General features: G+C 64.2%; 14 protein-coding genes. 2 read left to right on the forward strand and 12 right to left on the reverse strand.

Features of this window, described 5'->3' with window-relative positions; genetic code table 11:
- Window positions 1-67: 67 nt before the first annotated feature.
- Both AC1D08_RS04885 and AC1D08_RS04890 read right to left on the reverse strand, forming a co-directional pair.
- Entirely contained in the window at window positions 68-1,042 is a 975-nt protein-coding gene (locus AC1D08_RS04885) for a DMT family transporter (protein WP_457151966.1), read from the reverse strand.
- Window positions 1,043-1,133: 91 nt separating this feature from the next.
- Entirely contained in the window at window positions 1,134-3,440 is a 2,307-nt protein-coding gene (locus tag AC1D08_RS04890) for a xanthine dehydrogenase family protein molybdopterin-binding subunit (RefSeq protein WP_457151967.1), read from the reverse strand.
- 157 nt (window positions 3,441-3,597) lie between these two features.
- Here AC1D08_RS04890 and pepN point away from each other — a divergent pair, with 157 nt between their 5' ends.
- A complete protein-coding gene (gene pepN, locus AC1D08_RS04895) occupies window positions 3,598-6,243 on the forward strand; it encodes an aminopeptidase N (protein ID WP_457151968.1) in 2,646 nt (881 codons plus the stop codon).
- A 171-nt stretch (window positions 6,244-6,414) separates the two neighbouring features.
- A complete protein-coding gene (locus tag AC1D08_RS04900; protein WP_477422663.1) occupies window positions 6,415-8,736 on the forward strand; it encodes a PAS domain-containing sensor histidine kinase in 2,322 nt (773 codons plus the stop codon).
- 48 nt (window positions 8,737-8,784) lie between these two features.
- On the opposite strand, the gene AC1D08_RS04905 is transcribed toward AC1D08_RS04900, so the two are convergent.
- From AC1D08_RS04905 to AC1D08_RS04950, 10 genes are all read right to left on the reverse strand, one after another.
- Complete coding sequence (locus AC1D08_RS04905; RefSeq protein WP_457151970.1) at window positions 8,785-9,264, reverse strand: EF-hand domain-containing protein; 480 nt, start codon at window positions 9,262-9,264, stop codon at window positions 8,785-8,787.
- 49 nt (window positions 9,265-9,313) lie between these two features.
- Window positions 9,314-12,316: a bifunctional [glutamine synthetase] adenylyltransferase/[glutamine synthetase]-adenylyl-L-tyrosine phosphorylase gene (locus AC1D08_RS04910; RefSeq protein ID WP_477422665.1), complete on the reverse strand. Its 3,003-nt coding sequence runs from the start codon at window positions 12,314-12,316 to the stop codon at window positions 9,314-9,316.
- On the reverse strand, window positions 12,316-13,791 hold the full coding sequence (locus AC1D08_RS04915; protein ID WP_477226209.1) for a sensor histidine kinase: 1,476 nt from the start codon (window positions 13,789-13,791) through the stop codon (window positions 12,316-12,318). Before AC1D08_RS04915 ends, AC1D08_RS04910 begins: the two co-directional genes overlap by 1 nt.
- Before the next feature lie 7 nt (window positions 13,792-13,798).
- Complete coding sequence (locus AC1D08_RS04920) at window positions 13,799-14,473, reverse strand: response regulator transcription factor (protein WP_167392270.1); 675 nt, start codon at window positions 14,471-14,473, stop codon at window positions 13,799-13,801.
- A 360-nt stretch (window positions 14,474-14,833) separates the two neighbouring features.
- Window positions 14,834-16,387 (reverse strand): Do family serine endopeptidase, encoded by a 1,554-nt coding sequence (locus AC1D08_RS04925; RefSeq protein WP_457150981.1) that lies wholly within the window; start codon window positions 16,385-16,387, stop codon window positions 14,834-14,836.
- 131 nt (window positions 16,388-16,518) lie between these two features.
- Complete coding sequence (locus AC1D08_RS04930; RefSeq protein WP_457150982.1) at window positions 16,519-16,986, reverse strand: cytochrome c-type biogenesis protein; 468 nt, start codon at window positions 16,984-16,986, stop codon at window positions 16,519-16,521.
- Window positions 16,983-18,974 (reverse strand): heme lyase CcmF/NrfE family subunit, encoded by a 1,992-nt coding sequence (locus tag AC1D08_RS04935; protein ID WP_477226208.1) that lies wholly within the window; start codon window positions 18,972-18,974, stop codon window positions 16,983-16,985. Before AC1D08_RS04935 ends, AC1D08_RS04930 begins: the two co-directional genes overlap by 4 nt.
- Before the next feature lie 71 nt (window positions 18,975-19,045).
- Window positions 19,046-19,489 carry a cytochrome c maturation protein CcmE gene (gene ccmE / locus AC1D08_RS04940; RefSeq protein ID WP_095089931.1) on the reverse strand — a complete coding sequence of 148 codons (444 nt, stop codon included), beginning with the start codon at window positions 19,487-19,489 and terminating at the stop codon, window positions 19,046-19,048.
- Window positions 19,490-19,496: 7 nt separating this feature from the next.
- Window positions 19,497-20,636 carry a c-type cytochrome biogenesis protein CcmI gene (ccmI, locus tag AC1D08_RS04945; protein ID WP_457150985.1) on the reverse strand — a complete coding sequence of 380 codons (1,140 nt, stop codon included), beginning with the start codon at window positions 20,634-20,636 and terminating at the stop codon, window positions 19,497-19,499.
- A 127-nt stretch (window positions 20,637-20,763) separates the two neighbouring features.
- Entirely contained in the window at window positions 20,764-21,201 is a 438-nt protein-coding gene (locus AC1D08_RS04950) for a hypothetical protein (protein ID WP_457150986.1), read from the reverse strand.
- Window positions 21,202-21,270 lie beyond the last annotated feature (69 nt).

The raw sequence follows: 21,270 nt of genomic DNA on the forward strand, positions 1-21,270 counted from the left end.
GCTCTGGGCGTTTCGTCGTTCCGGAAAGCCAAGCAATTGGCTTTCCGTCCGCTATGCGGACCTCTCCTCACCCCTGAGGCAGAGTCGCCCGTCGCGTGCGGGTGCGCTGCAGACCAAGCTGGCGCTCGCGCCAGATGATGAAGATCCCGGCGGCAACGACGATCAGGCCACCGACCAGCATGTTGAGCGTGGCAACGTCGCCAAAGACGATATAACCGACGACGACGCCAAGGATCATCGAGGTGTATTCGAAGGGCGCCACGACCGAGGCTTCGGCATGGCGATAGGCCGAAGTCATCAGGATCTGGCCGAGGCCGCCGCAGAAGCCGGCAGCGACAAGAAGAGCCGCCTGGAGCGGCGTCAGCGCCTGCCAGCCGAACGGCAACGAGAGCAGCGCCATGACGCTCGCCGTCACCGAAAACCACAGCACGATGGTCGCGGTGCGCTCGCTTTGCACGAGATTGCGCACCAGCAGCATGGCGACGGCCGAGATCGCCGCCGCGACAAGAGCGGCAATGACGCCGAGCACTTCCTGGTCGTCGAGCGCCTCGTCGGAACTCAGCAGCGTCAGTTCCGGCCAGGAGATGATCAGCACACCGATCAGGCCGACAGCGACCGCGCTCCAGCGATAGACGCGGATGGCTTCGCCGAGGAAGATCGAACTGAACACCACCACCAGAAGCGGCTGCGCGTAGTTCAGCGTGATCGCCTCCGGCAGCGGCAGCCGCGTCAGCGCGAAAAAGCCAAGTCCCATGGCGCAGACGCCAACGACACCGCGCGCAATGTGATTGAGCGGGCGCTTGGTCGAAAACGCAGTGCCGAGTTTTCCCTTGAAGGCGAGAAAGGCAATGATCGGAAAGATGGCGAAGAAGGAGCGGAAGAAGACGATCTGGCCCGCCGGCACGGTGCCCGCCGCCTTGATGCAGGTCGACATGCCGACGAAGACCGCCACCGAAACGATCTTGAGCGTGATGCCGGTGAGCGTGCTGTGCCCGACGGGATGGTCGCTGGCTGCTGCGGCCTGACCTGCTTTTGCTGTCACGAGTCTGATCCATCCCGATATGATCGGAATGGAACTCTGTTTTCTTGCCTGACCATAATCTTTTCCGAAAACCGGTTCCCACTTTTCGGGATCATGATCTAGCCGCTTCCCGGATCGTTGCCCAGATGCGCGCCGGCGTCGCCGGCATGTCGATGTGCTTGACACCGTAGGCGCGCCAGAGCGCGTCCGTCACCGCATTGAGTGCCGCCGGCGTCGAGCCGATGGTGCCGGCTTCGCCTGCCCCCTTGATGCCCAGCGCATTGGTCGTCGAAGGCACGTTGCGGGTCTCGAAATGGAAGAATGGGAAATTGTCGGCGCGCGGCATGGCGTAGTCCATGAAGCTCGCCGTCAAGAGCTGTCCATCCTCGCCGTAGATGGTGTCCTCGGTCAGCGCCTGGCCAATGCCTTGCACGACGCCGCCATGCACCTGACCGGCGAGCAGGATCGGATTCACGGTGACGCCGAAATCGTCGACTATGGTGTAGCGGACGATGTCGGTGGTGCCGGTGTCGGGGTCGATCTCGACCTCGCAGATATGGGTACCGTTGGGATAGGTGCACTCGTCCTGCACGAACTCGCCGAACCCCTTGAGATCATCCGGCGTCTTGGCGGCCTTGGCGATGGCGGAAAAATCTATCGTGCGGTCGGTGCCGACGATGCGGGCGACGCCGTCCGACAATTCGATGTCGCCAGCCGAGGCCTCCAGCTCGTCGGCGGCGATGCGCTTGATCTTGTTGGCCAGATCTTCACCGGCGCGCGACGCCGAAACGCCGCCGAGCGGAATCGAGCGCGAGCCGCCGGTGCCGCCGCCGGCCTTCAGCTCGTCGGTATCGCCCTGGCGGACATGGATCTTGTCGATGTCGAGATTGAGCTTTTCCGACAGGAACTGCGCGTAGGCGGTGGCATGCCCCTGGCCGTTGGTCTGGGTGCCGATCTTCAGCGTCACCGTTCCGTCGCCGTTGAGTTCGACAAAGGCCGGTTCCGAACCCGGAAAGGCGCAGGCCTCGATATAGGTCGCCATGCCGAGGCCGCGGATCTTTCCGCCTGCTTTCGACTGTTCGAGCCGCGCCGGAAACGCCTTCCATTCCGCCTGTTCAATGGCGCGCGTCATATGGCCTTCGAATTCGCCGGTGTCGTAGAGACGGCCGGTCTGCGTGCGGTAGGGAAACTGCTCGGGCCGGATGAAATTGCGGCGCCGGATTTCTTCGACGGGCAGACCCAGATCGTGGGCGCAGGCGTCGACGAGCTTTTCCAGGAGGAACGCCGCTTCCGGGCGACCGGCGCCGCGATAGGCATCGACCGGGCAGGTGTTGGTGTAGAGGCCGGTGACCGACACGTCGAGCGCCTGGATGTCGTAGACGCCGGTCGACATGGTGACGCCGATATAGGGAATGTAGGGACCGTATTGCGAGACATAGGCGCCCATATTGGCGAGCAGGTCCACCTTCATGCCAAGGAAGCGGCCATCCTTGTCCAGCGCCATCTCGGCTTTCACGACATTGTCGCGGCCTTGCGCGTCGGTCAGGAAGTGTTCGGTGCGGTCGCCGGCCCATTTCACCGGACGGCCAAGCCGCTTCGCCGCCTCGAGCACCAGCGGGTATTCGCGGTAGACGAAGCTCTTCGGCCCGAAACCGCCGCCGACATCCGGCGTGATGACACGCAGCTGGTCCTTCTTGATCTTGAACAGGCTGGCCAGGATGTACTGCATGGAATGCACGCCCTGTGACCCCGTGGTCAGCACGAAGCGGTTCTCCTGAACGTTCCACTCGCCGATCGCCGAGCGCGGCTCCATGTAGTTGCAGACCAGCCGGTTGTTGACGAATTCGATGCGGGTGACATGGGCGGCCTTGGCGAAAGCCGCGTCCGTCTTTTTCTTGTCGCCCGTATGGTAGCTGAAGGCCCGATTCGAGCCGAGTTCCGGCCAGACCAGCGGCGTGCCTTCGGCGAGCGCCGTCGCCGTTCCGGACGCCGCATCTTCGCTGTCATAGTCGACGTCGATCAGTTCGGCGGCATCCTGCGCCAAAGCGCGGCTGTCGGCGACGACGAAGGCAACGGCGTCGCCGACATAGTTGACGCGGTCACGGCACAGGACCGGAATGTCGCGGGTCGGCGCCTTGGTGCCGTCCGGCTGTTGCTGCATGACGCCGGACTTGAGATCGCCGAGATGGGCAAGGTCCTTGCCGATCAGCACCAGATGCACGCCGGGCGCTGCCTTCGCCGCCTCGGTCGAACCGATGGTGAAGCTGGCCTTGGCGACCGGCGAGCGCAGGACATAGCCATGCAGGACGCCGGCCGGCTGGATGTCATCCGTGTAGCGGCCCTGGCCCTGGATGAAGGCGGCATCCTCGCGCCGCAGCACGGATGCGCCCATCCCGAATTTCGGCGTGACGACGGTCATGGAGGCCTCGTGATGATGAATGGGAGGAGGAACGCCTGAAATAGGCGCCGTCTCAGTTTTGTCGAGGGGCTGTTTCGTGTAAAGAGCGCGGACTTCAAATTTCTTGGACCAGCGGAAACAATCCGCCGCCAAGGCAATCGACAGGAAAACCCACGGAATGCGCACGGACACCGGCCAGGTCTTCAAGCTCGAAGACTACCGCCCCAATGATTACCTCATTCCGCAAACCAACCTCACCTTCCGCCTTTCGCCAGACGCAACGCGCGTCACCGCCGTGCTCACGGTCGAGCGCCGTGACGGTGTATCCGCGTCGGCTCCGTTGGTGCTCGACGGCGACGGGCTGACGCTCAAGCGCGTCGAGATCGGCGGCAAGAAAGCGAAACCGGCCGATTTTCTGGTGACGCCAGACCAGCTGACCATCCTCGAGCCGCCGGCCGCGCGGCGCTTCCAGCTGCTCATCGAGACCGAATTGGCGCCGGTGGGCAACGAAGCGCTCATGGGCCTTTACCGCTCGAGCAATGTCTACTGTACGCAATGCGAGGCAGAGGGCTTTCGCCGCATCACCTATTTCCTCGATCGCCCCGACATCCTGTCTGTCTACACAGTGCGCATCGAAGCCCTGCGCGACGAGGCGCCGCTGCTTTTGTCCAACGGCAACCTGGTCGACAAGGGTGACATCGGCGATGGCTGGCACTTTGCTAGATGGCACGACCCCTTCCCCAAGCCGTCCTATCTGTTCGCGCTGGTGGCGGGCAATCTCGGCAAAGTCGCCGACAGTTTCGTCACCCTGTCCGGCCGCATGGTCGAGCTCGGCATCTATGTCGAGCCCGGCAAGGAAAAGCTGGCCGGCTACGCGATGGACGCCCTGAAGCGGTCGATGAAATGGGATGAAGAGGCGTTCGGCCGCGAATACGACCTCGACGTCTTCAACATCGTCGCCGTGTCCGACTTCAACATGGGCGCGATGGAGAACAAGGGCCTCAACATCTTCAACGACAAATATGTGCTGGCCGATCAGGAGACAGCGACGGATGCCGATTTCGCCAATATCGAGGCGATCATCGCGCATGAGTATTTTCACAATTGGACAGGCAACAGAATCACTTGCCGCGACTGGTTCCAGCTCTGCCTGAAGGAAGGGCTGACGGTTTTCCGCGACCACGAATTCTCCGCCGACCAGCGCTCGCGCGCGGTCAAGCGGATCGCCGAAGTGCGCACGCTGCGCTCCCACCAGTTTCCCGAGGACCAGGGCCCGCTGGCGCATCCGGTGCGGCCACGTCGCTACCGCGAGATCAACAATTTCTACACGGCGACGGTCTACGAGAAAGGCTCCGAAGTGGTGCGCATGATCCGCACCATTCTCGGGCCCGATGCCTTTCGTGCCGGCATGGACCTCTATTTCGAGCGTCACGACGGCGACGCGGCGACGATCGAGGATTTCATCAAGGTGTTCGAGGACGCATCCGGCCGCGACCTGTCGCAGTTCGCGCTCTGGTACCACCAGGCGGGCACGCCCAATTTGACCATCAGTTCGACGCACAATCCGGCGTCGCAGGAGTTCATGCTCGAAATCGAGCAGTCGGTGCCGCCGACACCCTCCGAGAGCCGCAAGCGGCTGATGCACATCCCGCTCGCCTTCGGCCTGATCGGCGCCGGTGGCCAGCCGGTCGACTACAGCGGCGTCGAGGGCGCCAGCGTCGAGGACGGCGTCATCCATGTCCGCAAGCGCCGCCACATGGTGCGGTTCTCAGGTGTTGCCGAGCGACCGGCGGTGTCGCTCAACCGCGGTTTTTCGGCACCGGTGACGCTGTCCGTCGAGCAGAAGGCCGACGACCAGTTCTTCCTCGCCCGCCATGACAGCGACGCCTTCTCGCGCTGGCAGGCCTTCAACACGCTGTTGACCGACGCGCTGATTGCCGCCTTCCGCGAGATCCTCGGCGGCAGGCAGCCGGTTTTCGCGTCGCGGCTGACCGAACTCGCCGGCGGCATCGCCGCCGACGAGACGCTGGAGCCGGCCTACCGGGCGCTGGCGCTGGCGCTGCCTGGCGAAGCCGACATTGCCCGCGATATCGGCAGCAACATTGACCCCGACGCCATCTACGCTGCCCGCGAGGCGCTTGCACTGGCAATAGGCACGGCCAACTCTGACAATTTTGCCGGCCTCTACGACAGGCTTGCCGACAAAGCGGCATTCAGCCCGGATGCGGCGAGCGCCGGACGACGGGCCTTGCGCAACACCCTGCTGGACTATCTCTCGATGCAGCCGGGGGGAGCAGCACTTGCCGCCGGACATTTCCAATCGGCGACCAACATGACAGACCGCGCCGCGGCCCTTGCCATGCTTGCGCATCGCCACCACGGTTCGCCCCAGGCGATCCAGGCGCTGGTTGCATTCGAGACGACTTATGGCTCCGACCCGCTAATCATGGACAAATGGTTCCAGATCCAGGCCAGCGTGCCCGGTCCGCAGGCCGTCGACACGGTGCGCGCGCTGACCGCTCATCCCGCTTTCTCGATGCACAATCCGAACCGGGTGCGCTCGTTGATCGGCACCTTTTCCAGCGCCAACCAGACCGGCTTCCACCGTGCGGACGGCGAGGGCTACCGGTTCTTCTCGCAGACCGTGCTCGAGGTCGAAAAGCGCAATCCGCAATTGGCGGCGAGGCTGGCGACGGCACTCCGCTCATGGCGTTCGCTCGAACCTGGCCGACAGGCCAAGGCCAGGGAAGCGCTGCTTTCGATCGCGAAAGCCGGAGACCTGTCGGCGGATCTGAGCGATATTGTCGATCGCACGCTGGCGTAGACGTGCGCTCTTGTCCGGAAAGGGCCGTTTCGGCACTATTTTAGTCAATTTTTAATCTTTTTTCGCCGGACCACTGGACAAGGCGAATCACCTTTGATTCTTTACTGACGATTCGGATGTGCGGCGTTTGCCGGATCAAAGCAGCATAGGCAACTTCGGGGAGTGCCATTTATGGCGAAGGCGGACGCGTGGGGCGCGCCCGGGGGGAAGGTTTTTGCGCATCGCGAGACGCGAAGCGACGGCCTTGCCGGGAACACGCGGCTCATCGCCGAACCGGCCTACCGGCGGCTTCTGGCCGCCGAGCCGCTGCTGCGCCGATCGATACCTGCCCTCATCATCACCTTCCTGATCGTCATCGCGGCGCTGCGGGTCCTGTCGCTGATGAACGAGCGCGACGATATCGAACGCAGCGCCAAGGCGATCCTCACGCTGGCGGCGGGTCAACTGGCGAGTTCGCTCGCCATCACTTCGGACACGGTGCCGGGCGCCATCCAGGACCTGTTGGAAACCACCAGCCGCCAGGGCGCGATGGGCCGCAGCCATGTGCTCGTCATCACAGACAGCGCTTTCAAGATCATCGCGGTGACACCGCGCTCGGTGCCATGGCAGAGCCATTCGCTCGACGGCCTCGTCGAGGGCGGCCAGCCATTGTTCATGTTTGGCGACCGCGCAGGCGTCATGGAGGTCAACATCGGCGGACGGGACTGGTATGCGGCGGTCAGCCTGGCGAATGGGCGAAAGGGTGCCGCGGCGGCACTGGTACCGCAGGACGCGGTTTTCGACGCCTGGCGCAAGACTGTCTCGCTGAACGTCACCCTGTTCGTGCTGACGGCCGGCGTGCTGATCATCATCCTCTACGCCTATTTCGGCCAGGCGGCACGCGCGCAGGCGGCCGATCGCATCTATCTCGAAGCGCATCAGCGCATCGACATGGCGCTGGTTCGCGGCCGCTGTGGCCTGTGGGACTGGGACATGGTGCGCGGCAAGATGTACTGGTCGCGCTCGATGTACGACATGCTCGGCTACAAGCCCTGCGACACGATGCTGTCCTTCGGCGAGGTCGACGAGATCATCCATCCCGAGGACGGCGACCTGTTCGAGCTCGCCAACAGAATTGTCGCCCGTGAGATCGACTATATCGACCAGGTGTTCCGCATGCGCCACGCCGACGGCCAATGGGTGTGGATGCGCGCCCGGGCACAGGTCATCGATCCCGAAGCGCCGGAGATCCAGCTGATCGGCATCGCCGTCGACGTCACCGAACAGCGCCATCTGGCGCTGCGTTCCGAGGCGGCCGACCTTCGCCTCAGAACGGCGATCGAAAACATCAACGAATCCTTTGTGTTGTGGGATTCGGCCCAGCGCCTGATCATGTGCAATTCCAAATACCAACAAGACAATGGACTTTCGGACCGCGACGTCATGCCCGGCACCGCGCGCGCGGTGCTGGAAGACCGGATGCTGGCCTTTGCTTCCGAACGGCGGCTTGCCAACACCAGCGGACTGCAGGGCGGCGCGACCTTCGAGCGGCAGCTGGCCGACGGCCGCTGGCTGCAGGTCAACGAACTGAAGACCCGGGACGGCGGCATCGTCTCCGTCGGCTCCGACATCACCCAGATCAAGCTGCACCAGGAGAAGCTGGTCGACAGCGAGCGCCGGCTGATGGCGACGATCCATGATCTGAGCCTCGCCCGCCGGGCCGAAGAGGAGCGATCGCGCGAACTGGTCGACCTCAACCGCAAATACATGAAGGAAACCGAACGCGCCGAGGCGGCGAACCGGGCGAAGTCCGAATTCCTCGCCAATATGTCACACGAACTGCGCACGCCGCTGAACGCCATCATCGGCTTCTCCGAACTGATGGAACAGGGCCTGTTCGGTCCGCTGGGGTCGGAGCGCTACGAGGAATATGCCACCGACATCAACAGCAGCGGCAAATATCTGCTGGGCGTCATCAACGACATTCTCGACATGTCCAAGATCGAGGCTGGCCAATTCTCGCTGGACCAGGAACAGATCGACCTCGGTCCGCTGATCAGCGAGACGGTTCGCGTCGTCTCGCTGCAGGCGGCGCAAAAGGCGATCACCGTGGAAACACGTATCGCCGACGCGCTGACGCTGTTCGCAGATCGCCGTGCGATCAAGCAGATCGTCATCAACCTCTTGTCCAACGCGGTGAAATTCACCGGCCAGGGCGGCCACATATCGGTCAGGGCCCGCAACACTTCCGGCGCGCTTGTATTGACCATCGAGGATAATGGCTGCGGCATCCCTAAAGACGCGCTCGGCAAGCTCGGCCGACCCTTCGAGCAGGTGCAGAACCAGTTTTCCAAGAGCCACGCCGGATCCGGCCTGGGCCTCGCCATCTCACGCTCGCTGGCCGAGCTCCAGGGCGGTGCGCTGAAAATCCGTTCGACCGAAGGTGTCGGCACAATCGTGTCGGTGCGCATTCCGGTGAAGAAGGCCGCGCCGGCGATCAAGGTCGCGGCCTGAGCAACCACAGGCTCCGACTGACGTCGCCGGAGCCTGGATCGGACAGCCTCACTGCATGCCGCCTTCGTTGTCGTCGCCATCCCATTCACGATGACGGCCAAAGCGGCCGCCTTTCGGCAGTTCGCTCTTCTCGATCTTGCCGTCATTGTTCCTGTCGAGCATGGCAAAGACCTTCTTCTGGCGACTGGTGATGTCGTCTGATGTCAGCGTGCCATCGCCCCTGGTGTCGTAGCGGGCGATGATGCGTTTGGCCATCTGCTCAAAACGCGCCTTCTCCAGCGCATCGGCGAGTTGGGCGACGGTCAGTTTGCCGCCATTGTCGGCGACGAGTTTCTTCAGCCGCGCGTTCATGGCGTCGGAAAACTGGTCGAAGCTGATGGTGCCGTTGGAATCGCTCATCGCCTTGCTGAGGCGCATCATCGTGCCCTCGCGCAGCTTTTCGCTGGCATTGTTTTCGGCATAGGCCGTGGTGCCGACGGCGCCGGCCAGGGCGACGAAGGCAAGGGCAAGTTTGGTTGTCGTTCTCATGGTCTTCTCCTGTTACATCGTCACCCCCGATGCGGCCTGACGAACGGCTTCACAGTCGTCCGGCACGAAGCAAAAGGTCAAAGTCCTTCCTGACCTTTTGCGACGTCTCCTTGAGGTGCGCTTCCAGCACACCGAAATCCGGCAGGTCAGTCACCGCCAGAAGCAGATCCGAAAGCCCCGGCGGAACATCGTCGCGCTCGAAGGCTCCGGTGAGGCACAGCCGCGTCATCTGGGTCAGCGCCAGATAGAGCGCGTAGGCTTCGCCAAGTTCCTGCCTGACCCCGGCATCGGCGAAGCCCGGCGCCAGGCGGGACAGGATTTCGGCCGTGCCGGTGGCACGTCCAACGGCCGGGGCACGTGCAATTGGCACGGCCGGGGCACTCGGGCCGGCTTCGACCTGCCCGGTGAGCACGGCCACCTGGGCGATGAATTCGAGATCGATCAGGCCGCCGGGGATCAGCTTGATGTCCCATAGGTCGCGCGGCGGCTTTTCCTTTTCGATCATGGCGCGCATATCCGAGGCCCCGGCCATCACTTTTGCCGCGTCGCGCGGCTGGCCAAGCACTGCCGCCACTTCCGCCTCAACCTCGCTGCACAGGTCGGCATCGCCGGCAATGGTACGCGCCCGCGACAGCGCCATGTGCTCCCACGTCCAGGCCTCCTGGCGCTGGTACTTCTTGAAGGCATCGACATGGGTGGCCACAGGCCCCTTGTTGCCGGATGGCCGCAGGCGCAGGTCGAGTTCGTAGAGCACGCCTTCCGCGGTTGGCGCGGACACGGCCGCGATCAGCCGCTGCGTCATGCGGGTGTAGTAATGCGAAGGCGCCAGCCGCTTGTCGCCATCGGATTCTTCGGCATCCGGCGCGTGGTCGTAGAGCAGGATGAGGTCGACGTCCGATCCGGCGGTCAGCTCGCGGCTGCCGAGCTTACCCATGCCGAGCAGCGAAACCACGCCGCCGGCAATCGTGCCGTGGCGTGCCGCGAATTCGGCGGTCACCGCCTGTAACGCCGCCTCGATGGTGAGATCCGCAAGATCGGAAAAGGCGCGGCCGGCCCGAGCCGGATCGATCGAGCCGGCCAGCAAGCGGACACCGATCAGGAACTTTTGCTCGGAGGCAAAAATGCGCAGCCGGTCGAGCACGTCCTCATAAAGCCGGTCGCCCTCGACAAAGGCGGAAAGCCGCGCCGACAGGTAGGCACGGTCCGGCAATTCGGTCAGCAAGGCCGGGTCGAGCAAGCCATCGAAGACATGCGGTCGGCGCGTGATGATCGCCGCCAGCCGGGGTGCGGCACCCATGATCGTCGCCATGAGCTTCAACAGCGCCGAATTGGATTGCAGCAAGGAGAACAGCTGGATACCGGCAGGCAGGCCGGCGAGAAACTCGTCGAAGCGTATCAAGGCTTCGTCGGCCCGGCGCGTCTGGCCGAAGGACCGCAGCAGCGCCGGCGTCAGTTCCGTCAGCCGCTCGCGGGCTTCCGCCGACCGGGTGACGCGATAGCGGCCGAAATGCCAGCCGCGGATGACGCGGCAGATGTCGCTCGGCCGCTGAAAGCCGAGGCCGTGCAAGGTCCGCAGCGTGTCGGGATCGTCGACATCGCCGGTGAAGACCAGATTGCCGATGCCCGTCGAAAGCTCGGGCGCGGTTTCGAACAGGGCTGCGTAGTGGCGTTCGACCTGTTGCAGCGAGGCGCGGAAGGCCTGGGAAAAGGCGGCGGCGTCGGCAAAGCCGAGCATGCGGGCGATGCGCTCCAGCCCTTCATCGTCTTCCGGCAGCGTGTGCGTCTGCTCGTCGGCAACCATCTGCACGGCATGTTCGACACGGCGCAGGAACCAGTACTGTCGGGCCAGCGCATCGCGGGCGTCTGAAGTGATCCAGCTGCGCGCCGCAAGCTGGCCGAGCATCGGCACGGTCTCTCGCCCGCGCAGTTCCGGGAAACGTCCGCCGGCGATGAGCTGCTGGGTCTGGACGAAGAACTCGATCTCGCGGATGCCGCCGCGCCCGAGCTTGACGTTGTGGCCCTTCACGGCGATCTCGCCATGGCCCTTGTGGGCGTGGATCTGGCGCTTGATCGAATGGACATCGGCAATCGCCGCGTAGTCCATGTATTTGCGCCAGATGTAGGGCTGCAACTCCTTGAGGAAGGCAGCGCCGGCGGCGAGGTCGCCGGCGACTGGACGCGCCTTGATCATCGCGGCGCGCTCCCAGTTCTGGCCGCGCGCCTCATAATAGCGCAGCGCTGCCTCGACCGGGATCGCCAGCGGTGTCGAACCGGGATCGGGGCGCAACCTGAGATCAGTGCGGAAGACATAACCGTGCTCGGTGCGGTCCTGCAGGATGCGCACCAGGCGACGCGTCAGGCGCGAAAACAGCTCGGTGGCATCAAGTGGATCAACGACGGCGGGCGCTTCCGGATCGAAGAAGACGACGAGATCGATGTCGGAGGAAAAATTCAGCTCGTGCGCGCCAAGCTTGCCCATGCCGAGCAGGATCCAGCCCGATTGCCTCGACGGATCGTCGAGATCCGGCAGCTTGAGCTTGCCCTGGCCATGCGCGTCGCGCAGCAGGAAGTCGACGGCAGCGCGGGTGCAAGCGTCGGCCAGATCGCTTAGCCGCCGCACCGTCAGCGCCGTTTCGGCTTCGCCGGCAAGATCGGCCAAAGCGATCAGGAAATGCGCCTCGGCCTTCCACAGGCGCAGTTCCATCATCAGGCCGGATTCCGAGACCGCCTCGGCCAAATGCGCCTGGCCGATGGCGGCGCCGATCGCTTTCAGCCGCGCCTCGACCGTCTGTTCGAACAGGCCGTCCAAAATCTGCGGCCGGCGACGCGCCGTATCGCGCAGGAACGGCGACAGATCGAAGACAGCTTTCAGGAAATCCTGGCCTGTCCCCGTGCCGGACAGGAATTTGGCCAACCGCGCCAGCCCTTCTTCCCGCGCCGCGGAAGTGATCTCGGCGAGCTCTTGCCGAGCCCGACTTTCATCGAGCGGAGCAAGCCTGGCGACCGGCTTCAGCAGCCAATCCGTCTCCACCTGCTTCGCAGCCGCACTCATCAGTGATCCTCCCGCGAGGGGAAACTCATGACCACGGATAATCCGGGATTGCCAGGCAAGAGATCAAGCCGGCCATTGTGGAAGGTCATGACCGCCTTGGCGAGGCTCAGGCCAAGACCAGAACCCGGCTGCGAACGGCTTTTCTCCAGCCGCACGAAACGCTCGGTCGCGCGGGCACGGTCGCCATCGTCGGGAATGCCCTGGCCATTGTCGGCAACCGACAGTCGAACTTCGGTACCGATCCGCTCAACAGCCACGCGCACGGCCGGTTGGGCGTTGGAGTCGGTCGAATATTTGATGGCGTTGTCGACGATGTTCGACAGTGCCTGGCCGATCAATTCGCGGTTGCCGTTGACGAAGACCGTTTCCCGCACGTCTGTCTCCAGCGAGACGCCTGCCTCCTCCGCCACCGGTTCGTAGAGCTCGACGACATCGCGCACGGCTTCCGCAAGATCGACGCGGTTGGTGTTCTCTGAGGAGTAGCCAGCCTCCAGCCGGGAGATCATCAGGATGGCGTTGAAGGTTTTTATCAGCTGGTCGGATTCGGCAATCGTGCCTTCCAGCGCCTGACGGTAATCGGTGGTCTTGTGCTTGCCCGCAAGCGTCGCCTCGGCCCGGTTGCGCAGCCGGGTCAGCGGCGTCTTCAAATCATGCGCGATGTTGTCGGAAACCTGTTTCAGGCCTTCGTTGAGCGTGGCGATCCTGGCCAGCATGGAATTGAGGTTTTCGGATAGCCGGTCGAACTCGTCGCCGGCGCCGGTCACCGGCAACCGGCCGGAAAGATCGCCGCCCATGATGCGGCGGCTGGCTTCCGACACGCTGTCGATGCGCTTCAGCGCGGCGCGGCCGACAAAGAACCAGATCAGCAGTCCGCCCAGCCCCATCATGCCAAGCGCCAGCATCAGGGCGCGGCGGATGACGGCGCGGAACCGCTCCGGCTCGCCGAGATCGCGGCCGACCAGCATGATCATCTGGTTGGGCAGCCGAAGCACCAGCGCGATGGCGTTGTGGCCCTTCTCGCCCTGCGCCTGCGGTTCGTTCGGATCGGATTGAGTGGTGCTCTGGTCCGCCGGCAGATTGCGCTGCCGCTCGAGCTCTCCCTCACCAAAGCGCTGATAGGAGAACGGGCTGTTGGTCCAGCCTTCGGTTTCGAGCACGCCCGGCTCCAGGCTCTGCACGTTGCCGGTCAGGATCTGGCCGTTGGCGTCGGCGATCAGATAGAGGTTGGCGCCGGGCTGGCGCGAGCGCTGCTCGACGACGCGCACCAGGATCGGCAGACCGCCACGCTGATAGGCGCGAGCGAGGCCGAGCACTTCGTCGTTGATGGTCTCCTGCGTCTGCGCGGTCAGCATGCGCGCCGACAGCGAGGTCATGTAGAAGACGAGCAGCACGGCGCAGAGCGCGAAGAGCAGGAGGTAGAGCGCCGAAAGCCGCGCTGCCGTCGTCTTCATGATGGCTGGCACGGATAGGGCCATGCTGCTGCTAGCCGCTCTTCAGCATGTAACCGGCGCCGCGAACGGTATGCAGTATGGACTTGTCGAAGCCCTTCTCGATCTTGCCGCGCAGCCGCGAAACATGGACGTCGATGACGTTGGTCTGCGGATCGAAATGATAGTCCCAGACATTTTCGAGCAGCATGGTGCGCGTCACCACCTGGCCGGCATGGCGCATCAGATACTCCAGCAGGCGGAATTCGCGCGGCTGCAGCGTAATCTCGCGCGCCGCGCGGCGGACCGAATGCGACAGCCTGTCGAGTTCCAGATCGCCGACGCGGTAGACGGTTTCCGCTTCCTTGGCGCTGGCGCGGCGGTTCAGCACCTCGACACGGGCCAGAAGCTCCGAGAAGGCATAGGGCTTGGTCAGATAGTCGTCGCCGCCGGCGCGCAGGCCGGTGACCCGGTCGTCGACCTCGCCGAGCGCCGACAGGATCAGCACCGGCGTCGTGTTGCCCCTGGACCTCAGGCCGGCAATGACCGACAGGCCGTCGCGGCGCGGCATCATCCGGTCGATGACCATCACGTCGTAGTCGCCAGCGTCGGCGAGCGCAAAGCCGGTTTCGCCGTCTCCGGCAACATGGGCAGTGTGACCGGCCTCGGCGAAGGCTTTCTGCAAGTAATCCGCAGCCTCGCGATCGTCTTCTATGACGAGAATCTTCATAGGACTGTTATACGCGATTTCGCTGGAAGGTTGAGTGGCAGACATCTGCATTGTGGCCTTTGCCAAAGCGCATCGCGATCAAGATCATCCGAAGCCGCGCGCGAAAAAAATCCTTGTCCCGACCTCGTTGCGCCAAGACCGCTGAAACGCTTTTTGACGACATGCCTTGAGGGTGCGGCAGCGGGCGATGGGAAGCCCGCTGCCGCCGGGGAGAGCGCGATGACTGACTAACGCGCGCTCCACCATGCTTTCCCGTACGGCGGCTCGGGGGTGTTGAAACCGCCGCACTGGAAAAGTCGAACCTGCCGCCGGAGCGCCCTCATCCGCAGGGAGAAGACAAGGACGCTCCGGCGACGTGCCTCAGCCCTTGGCGACGGGCAGCGCGACGAAACGATTGTTGTCGTCGCGGGTGATCTGCATCAGCACAGCCTTGCGGCCGGACTTGACCGCCTCGGTCATCGCCTTGGTGACGTCGTCGGTGGCATTCACTTCGGTCGAATTGACCGATGTGATGATGTCGCCCGGCTGGATGCCGCGGTCGGCGGCATCGCTGTCGGGATCGACATCGGTCACCACCAGTCCCTTGCCGTTTTCGGACTTGGTGACGGTCAGGCCGAGATCGGCCAGCGAGTCGGGCTTGGCCGGAGCGGCGGGCTGCTGCTGGTCGGCCGATGCCTGCTTGTCGCTCGAAGGCAGTTTGCCGAGGTCGACCTTGACCGTCTGGCTCTTGCCATCACGCCATACGGTGACGTCGACCGACTTGCCAGGCGAGTAGGCGCCGATCAGCCGGGCCAGTTCCTTCGGCGAAGCGACGTCCTTGCCGTCGACCTGGGTGATCACGTCACCAGCAATGATGCCGGCCTTCTTGCCGGGACCCTCATCCTGGGCGCTGGAAACCAAGGCCCCATTCTGCGACTTCAGGCCCAGCGATTCGGCGATGTCTGAGGTGACCGGCTGAATTTCGACACCGAGCCAACCACGCTGCACGGAACCGCTCTTCATCAGGTCCTGAACGACCTGCTTGGCGGTCGAAGCCGGAATGTCGAAGGCGATGCCGACGCTGCCACCTGACGGCGAGAAGATTGCGGTGTTGATGCCGACGACCTGACCGTTGAGGTTGAAGGTCGGGCCGCCCGAATTGCCGCGATTGACCGAAGCATCGATCTGGATGAAGTCGTCATAGGGGCCAGCGCCGATGTCGCGGCCACGAGCCGAGACGATGCCGGCGGTAACCGTGCCGCCGAGGCCGAACGGGTTGCCGACGGCCACCACCCAGTCACCGACGCGAACCTTGGAGTCGTCCGCGAAGTCGACATAGGTGAACTTGCCGACGCCGTCGACCTTGAGCACGGCGAGATCGGTGCGTGGGTCGGTGCCGATCAGCTTGGCGTCGAGTTCCTTGCCGTCATTCATCACCACGGTGAAGGCCGAGCCTTCCTCGACGACGTGGTTGTTGGTGACCAGATAGCCATCATCGGAGATGAAGAAGCCGGAACCCTGCGCAACCGGTCGCGGCTGGTCGTTGTTGTGGTCGCGGTGGCTGAAGCGGCGATTACCGCCACCCTCGCCGTTCTGATCGCCAAAACCACGGAATTCCTTGAAGAAGCGGCGCAACTGCGGATTGTTGGGCAGGTTGTTCATGCCGTCCGGATCGTCGGACTGATCGGAGCCGTCATCGGCCACCGGGCTGATCTTGGCCTTGACCTTGACGCTGACCACAGCCGGAGAAACGCGCTCGACGACGTCGGCGAAGCCCGGCACCTGCGGCGCCTCGACACGCACGGCATCGGCCAGAACGGGCCCTGTTCCAGTCGTCAGCGCACCGATGCCGATCGCGCCGGCAACGGCGATGGATGCGACGGCGGCCATCAGACGCTTGCGGGTGACGGAATATGAATTGGGGGCAATACTCATGGGGTCTCGTATCCTCTTTCAAATGGACGCCCTTGATCGGCATCCTCGGGAAAGAGAATTAGAGAGGCGAACATTACAGCGCTATTTCCGACGCATGAAATTTTGGTAATGTTTGGTGACGTTCGTGACCGTCAGTCGCGGCGCAAAATGGCGTCCAACGATGCCTGCTCTTCGGCGGACAGGGATTTTGTTGCCAGCGTGCGACGCGACCGCGCGGTCATCACAATGAAAATGCCGCCAACGAGCAGCAGGATGACCGGCGTACCCCACAGCAAGGCATTGCGCAGCTCGAAGCGCGGCTTCAGCAGGACGAACTCGCCGTAGCGCGACACGACATAGTCCATCACCTGCTGATCGGTATCGCCGGCAACGAGGCGCTGGCGCACAAGGATGCGCAGGTCGCGGGCCAGATCGGCGTCAGATTCGTCGATCGACTGGTTCTGGCAGACCATGCAGCGTAGGCCTTCGGATAGCGCCCGCGCCCTCGCCTCGAGCGCCGGATCGGCCAGCATCTCGTCTGGCTTCACCGCCTGTGCCGCGCCGGCGAAAAGCAGCGCCAGCAGCAGCACGATCGAGATCAGCGAAAGCCGTGCGCTCATGGCCGGCCCGCGGACGGCACGGCACTGGCCTGCTTGCGCCGGCGCGACGGTGCGCCGACACGCAGGCGCCTGTCCATCAGCGACATGGCCGCGCCTGCCATCATCACCAGGCCGCCGCCCCAGATCAGCGTCACCAGCGGCTTCCACCACAGGCGCACCACGACGGAGCCGTCTTTGCCCTCGTCGCCGAGCGAGATGTAGAGCTGGGAGAGGCCCATCGTCCTGATGCCCGACTCCGTCGTCGTCATCTGGCGCACCGGATAGAAACGCTTGGCGGAACTGATTTCGCCAATCGCGCTGCCGCTGACACCGATCAGTTCGAAGCGGCCGCGATCCTCGCTGTAGTTCGGACCCTGGGCAGGGTAAAGCCCGACGAAACGCAGCGCGTGGCCGGACAGTTCGACGGTTTCGCCGGCATGCATCGACAGGATTTTTTCCGTGCCAAAGCAAAGCGTGCCGACGATGCCGAGCGTGGTAAGGCCAAGGCCAAGATGCGCAAAGGCAGTGCCGAAGACCGAGCGCGGCAAGCCGAGCAGGCGCCTGACCACGTTCCCGGCAGCAACGTTGCCGAAGCCTGACTTGACCGCGAGATCGGTGAGCGCGCCAAGGATCAGCCAGACGGCGAGGCCGACGCCAAGTGCGGCGAACACAGAGGCGCCGTCGATGAACAGAGCAGTGACCAGCGTCGCCAGAAGGGCGGCGGCAAAGGCCACCATCAGGCGTTGGGCGACGGCGAAGACATCGCCGCGCTTCCAGGCCAGCAGCGGCCCGAACGGAACCATCACCAGCAGCGGCACCATCAGCGGGCCGAAGGTCAGGTTGAAGAACGGCGCGCCGACCGAGATCTTGTCGGCCGAGAAAGCCTCGACGGCGAGCGGATAGAGCGTGCCGACGAGCACGGTCGCGGTCGCCGTGGTCAGGAACAGATTGTTGAGGACGAGCGCACCTTCGCGCGAAATCGGGTGAAACAGGCCGCCGGCCGTCAACCGGGAGGCACGCAGCGCGAACAGCGCCAGCGAACCGCCGATGAACAGCGTCAGGATGCACAGGATGAAGACGCCGCGTGTCGGATCGGTGGCGAAGGCGTGGACGGAGGTCAGCACGCCCGAGCGGACCAGGAAGGTGCCGAGCAGCGACAGCGAAAAAGTCAGGATGGCGAGCAGCAGCGTCCAGATCTTAAGTGCCGAGCGCTTTTCCATGACGATGGCCGAATGCAGCAGCGCGGTGCCGGCCAACCACGGCATGAAGGAGGCGTTCTCGACCGGGTCCCAGAACCAGAAACCACCCCAGCCGAGCTCGTAGTAGGCCCAGTACGATCCCATGGCGATGCCGCCGGTCAGGAACATCCAGGCGACCAGCGTCCACGGCCGCACCCAGCGCGCCCAGGACGCGTCGATGCGCCCTTCGATGAGGGCGGCGACCGAGAAGGAAAAGCAGATCGAGAAGCCGACATAGCCGAGATAGAGAAACGGCGGGTGAATGGCGAGGCCGAGGTCCTGCAGGATCGGGTTGAGATCGCGGCCTTCGATCGGCGCCGGATTGAGCCGGATGAACGGGTTGGACGTCGCCAGGATGAACAGGAAGAAGGCGGCGCCGATGGCGCCTTGCACGGCAAGCACATTGGCGCGCAGCGTCGCCGGCAGGTTTGATCCGAAGGCGGCGACAAGCGCGCCGAAGAAGGTCAGGATCAGCACCCAGAGCAGCATCGAGCCTTCGTGATTGCCCCAGGTTCCGGTGATCTTGTAGATCAGCGGCTGCAGCGAATGCGAGTTTTCCCACACGCTCGCCACCGAGAAGTCGGAACTCGCATAGGCGCTCGCGAGCGCTACGAAGGACAGCGCCGTCAAGGCAAAGCCTGTCACCGCGACCGGACCGCCGACAGCCATCAGGCGCTGGTTGTTCAGGCGTGCGCCAAACAACGGCACGATGGTCTGCACCAGCGAAAGCGCAAACGCCAGGACCAGCGCGAAATGTCCGGTTTCAACCATGGTTGCGCCCAGACTTTTGTTTTGCCGCAGGTTCTTGCCGCAAAACCGTGGGATCCCTTTGCGGAACCTGCTTACTCACTCTTGCTCTCCTGCCAGACGCCCTTGGCCTTCAGGCCGTCGGCCACCTCCTTGGGCATGTAGCGCTCATCATGCTTGGCCAGCACGCTGTCGGCAACGAAGGTGCCGTCAGGGCCGAAACTGCCCTCGGTGATGACGCCCTGCTCTTCGCGGAAAAGGTCGGGCAGGATGCCGGTGTAGGTGACTTTGACCGATTTGTGCGTGTCGGTGACCGAAAAGGCGACCGTCGCCCCCTGCCCGCGCTGGATCGTGCCTTTTTCGACCAGTCCGCCCAGCCTGATGCGCTGGCCGGGCTGGACACTGGCGGTGGTGAGGTCGGCCGGCATGTAGAAATAGGACGCCTTCTGGCCAAGCGCATAGAAGGTCAGCCCGGTGGCGGCGCCCAGGAAGGCCAGCCCGCCCGCGATCACCGACAATCGTTTCTGCTTGCGCGTCATGTCAGTCCTACTCCGTCGCCGTCAGGCCAAGCGAGGCGGCAAAGGCGGTGAATTTCTTGGCTTCGTCACTGTCGGCTCCGAAGACGGCAATAGCGCGACCCAGCGCGTCACGCGCCTGGTCGGCCTTGCCGAGCACGACATACGAACGAACGAGCCGCATCCATCCTTCCGGGTCACGCGGATTCTGCCGCAGTTTGTCGTCGAGACCGGCGACCATGGTGTTGATCATGGCTTCCCTGTCGGCGGGAGACATGGAGGAAGCGGCGTCGACATCGCCGGCATTGGGGCCGTTGGTGGCGCCGCCGGAGGCGACTTCGGGGCTGCCGGATTTGGCCAGCGCCTGCTCAACCGCGCCGCGCCATGGCGAATCCGGCGGCAGCCTGCCCAGCATCGCCTGCCAGGACGCGACCGCCTCCTTGGCGCGGCCCTCCTGCGCCAGCGCCATGGCCAGGTAGAAGCTGGCTTTCGCATTGGCCGGATCGAGCTTCAGTGCGGCCTCAAAGGCATCCTGGGCATCGGCCGAGACAATGCCGCCTGCCGCATTGGCGATCGCCTCGCCAAGACCGGCCCGGCGGACCGCGCTGTCGCCGTCGAGGCGAATGGCGTTGCGATAGGCCGCCGCAGCATCGGAAAAGCGCTGCATGCGCAGATAGACGGGGGCGAGCACATCCCACCCCCTGCCATCGGATGGATTGGCGGCAAGATGGGCCTCGGCCCGCGCCACCAACTCGTCCACCGAACTGTCGGCCGGATTCTTGGCCAATCGTTCACTGAGCGGTTGCGACGGCAGGTCGGGAGACCCGAGCTGGCTGTAGAGCCCCCAGCTGACCAGCGGGACCGCCAGAACGGCCGCGGTCGCCACCAGCCTCGCCGCGACCGAGGCCTGCCTGACGGATGCCTTGCCGGCCGCTGCCGCATTGTCGAGGCGGAGGATGCGGCGCGCGATCTCGGCGCGCGCTTCAGTCGCTTCGGCCGGCTGGATCAAGCCACGCGCGGCGTCGCGGTCGAGTTCGGACAACTGATCGCGATAGACTTCCAGATCGTGATCGCCGGTCGACGACGCGCCGTTCGAGCTGGCGGCCAGCGGCAGCAGCACCGCCAGGCTCGCACCCAGCGTGAGAATTGCGGCTATGACCCAGAACAGCATGGTTCTTCCAATAAAGGCAGAGCCATGCCCTGCCAACAGATGCATCCTGCGACGCTTTGACGGCAGGCGCGCCGCATGTCCTTGATCGACATCAACCGGCCGGACATCAGCCGGATCCGGTTGATCGTCAGGTCAGCGGCGTCCAGCTACCGTCGGCGTTGCGGCAAGCGGTACCGCGCGCCGTGACGCCGGCTCCGCCGGCAAACACCGTCTGCGTGTACTGGCGGCAGTCCTGCGAACCGACGCGGTAGGGCTGGCCCGGAACCACCTCGCCATAGTGCGAAGCCTGGTCGCCCTTCCACGCCACCTTCTGGCCACTGGTCGTATATTCGAGCGCCTTGTATTCCGCCTCGAGCGCGCTGCGCTTCTCGGTCTCGCTCAGGCCGTTGCCGATCGAGCCGCCGACCAGGCCGCCGTCCATTGCCGAAATGATCGTCGTGGTGACCTTGCCGCTGGACGGAGGTGTCGAGGCCGGCGTCGGCGCAACCGAGGGGCCCTTGCCGCTCAGGGTGGTGCAGCCGGAAACGGCCAGCAATGCGGAAACAAGCGCGACGCGAATCTTCATGCCAACAACCGGTTTTCTTGAGTTGGAGCCTGTCATGGATGAGCCGGGGGCCGCGTCATCGAAGAAGTC

Source organism: Mesorhizobium sp. P2_E6 (assembly GCF_056403835.1).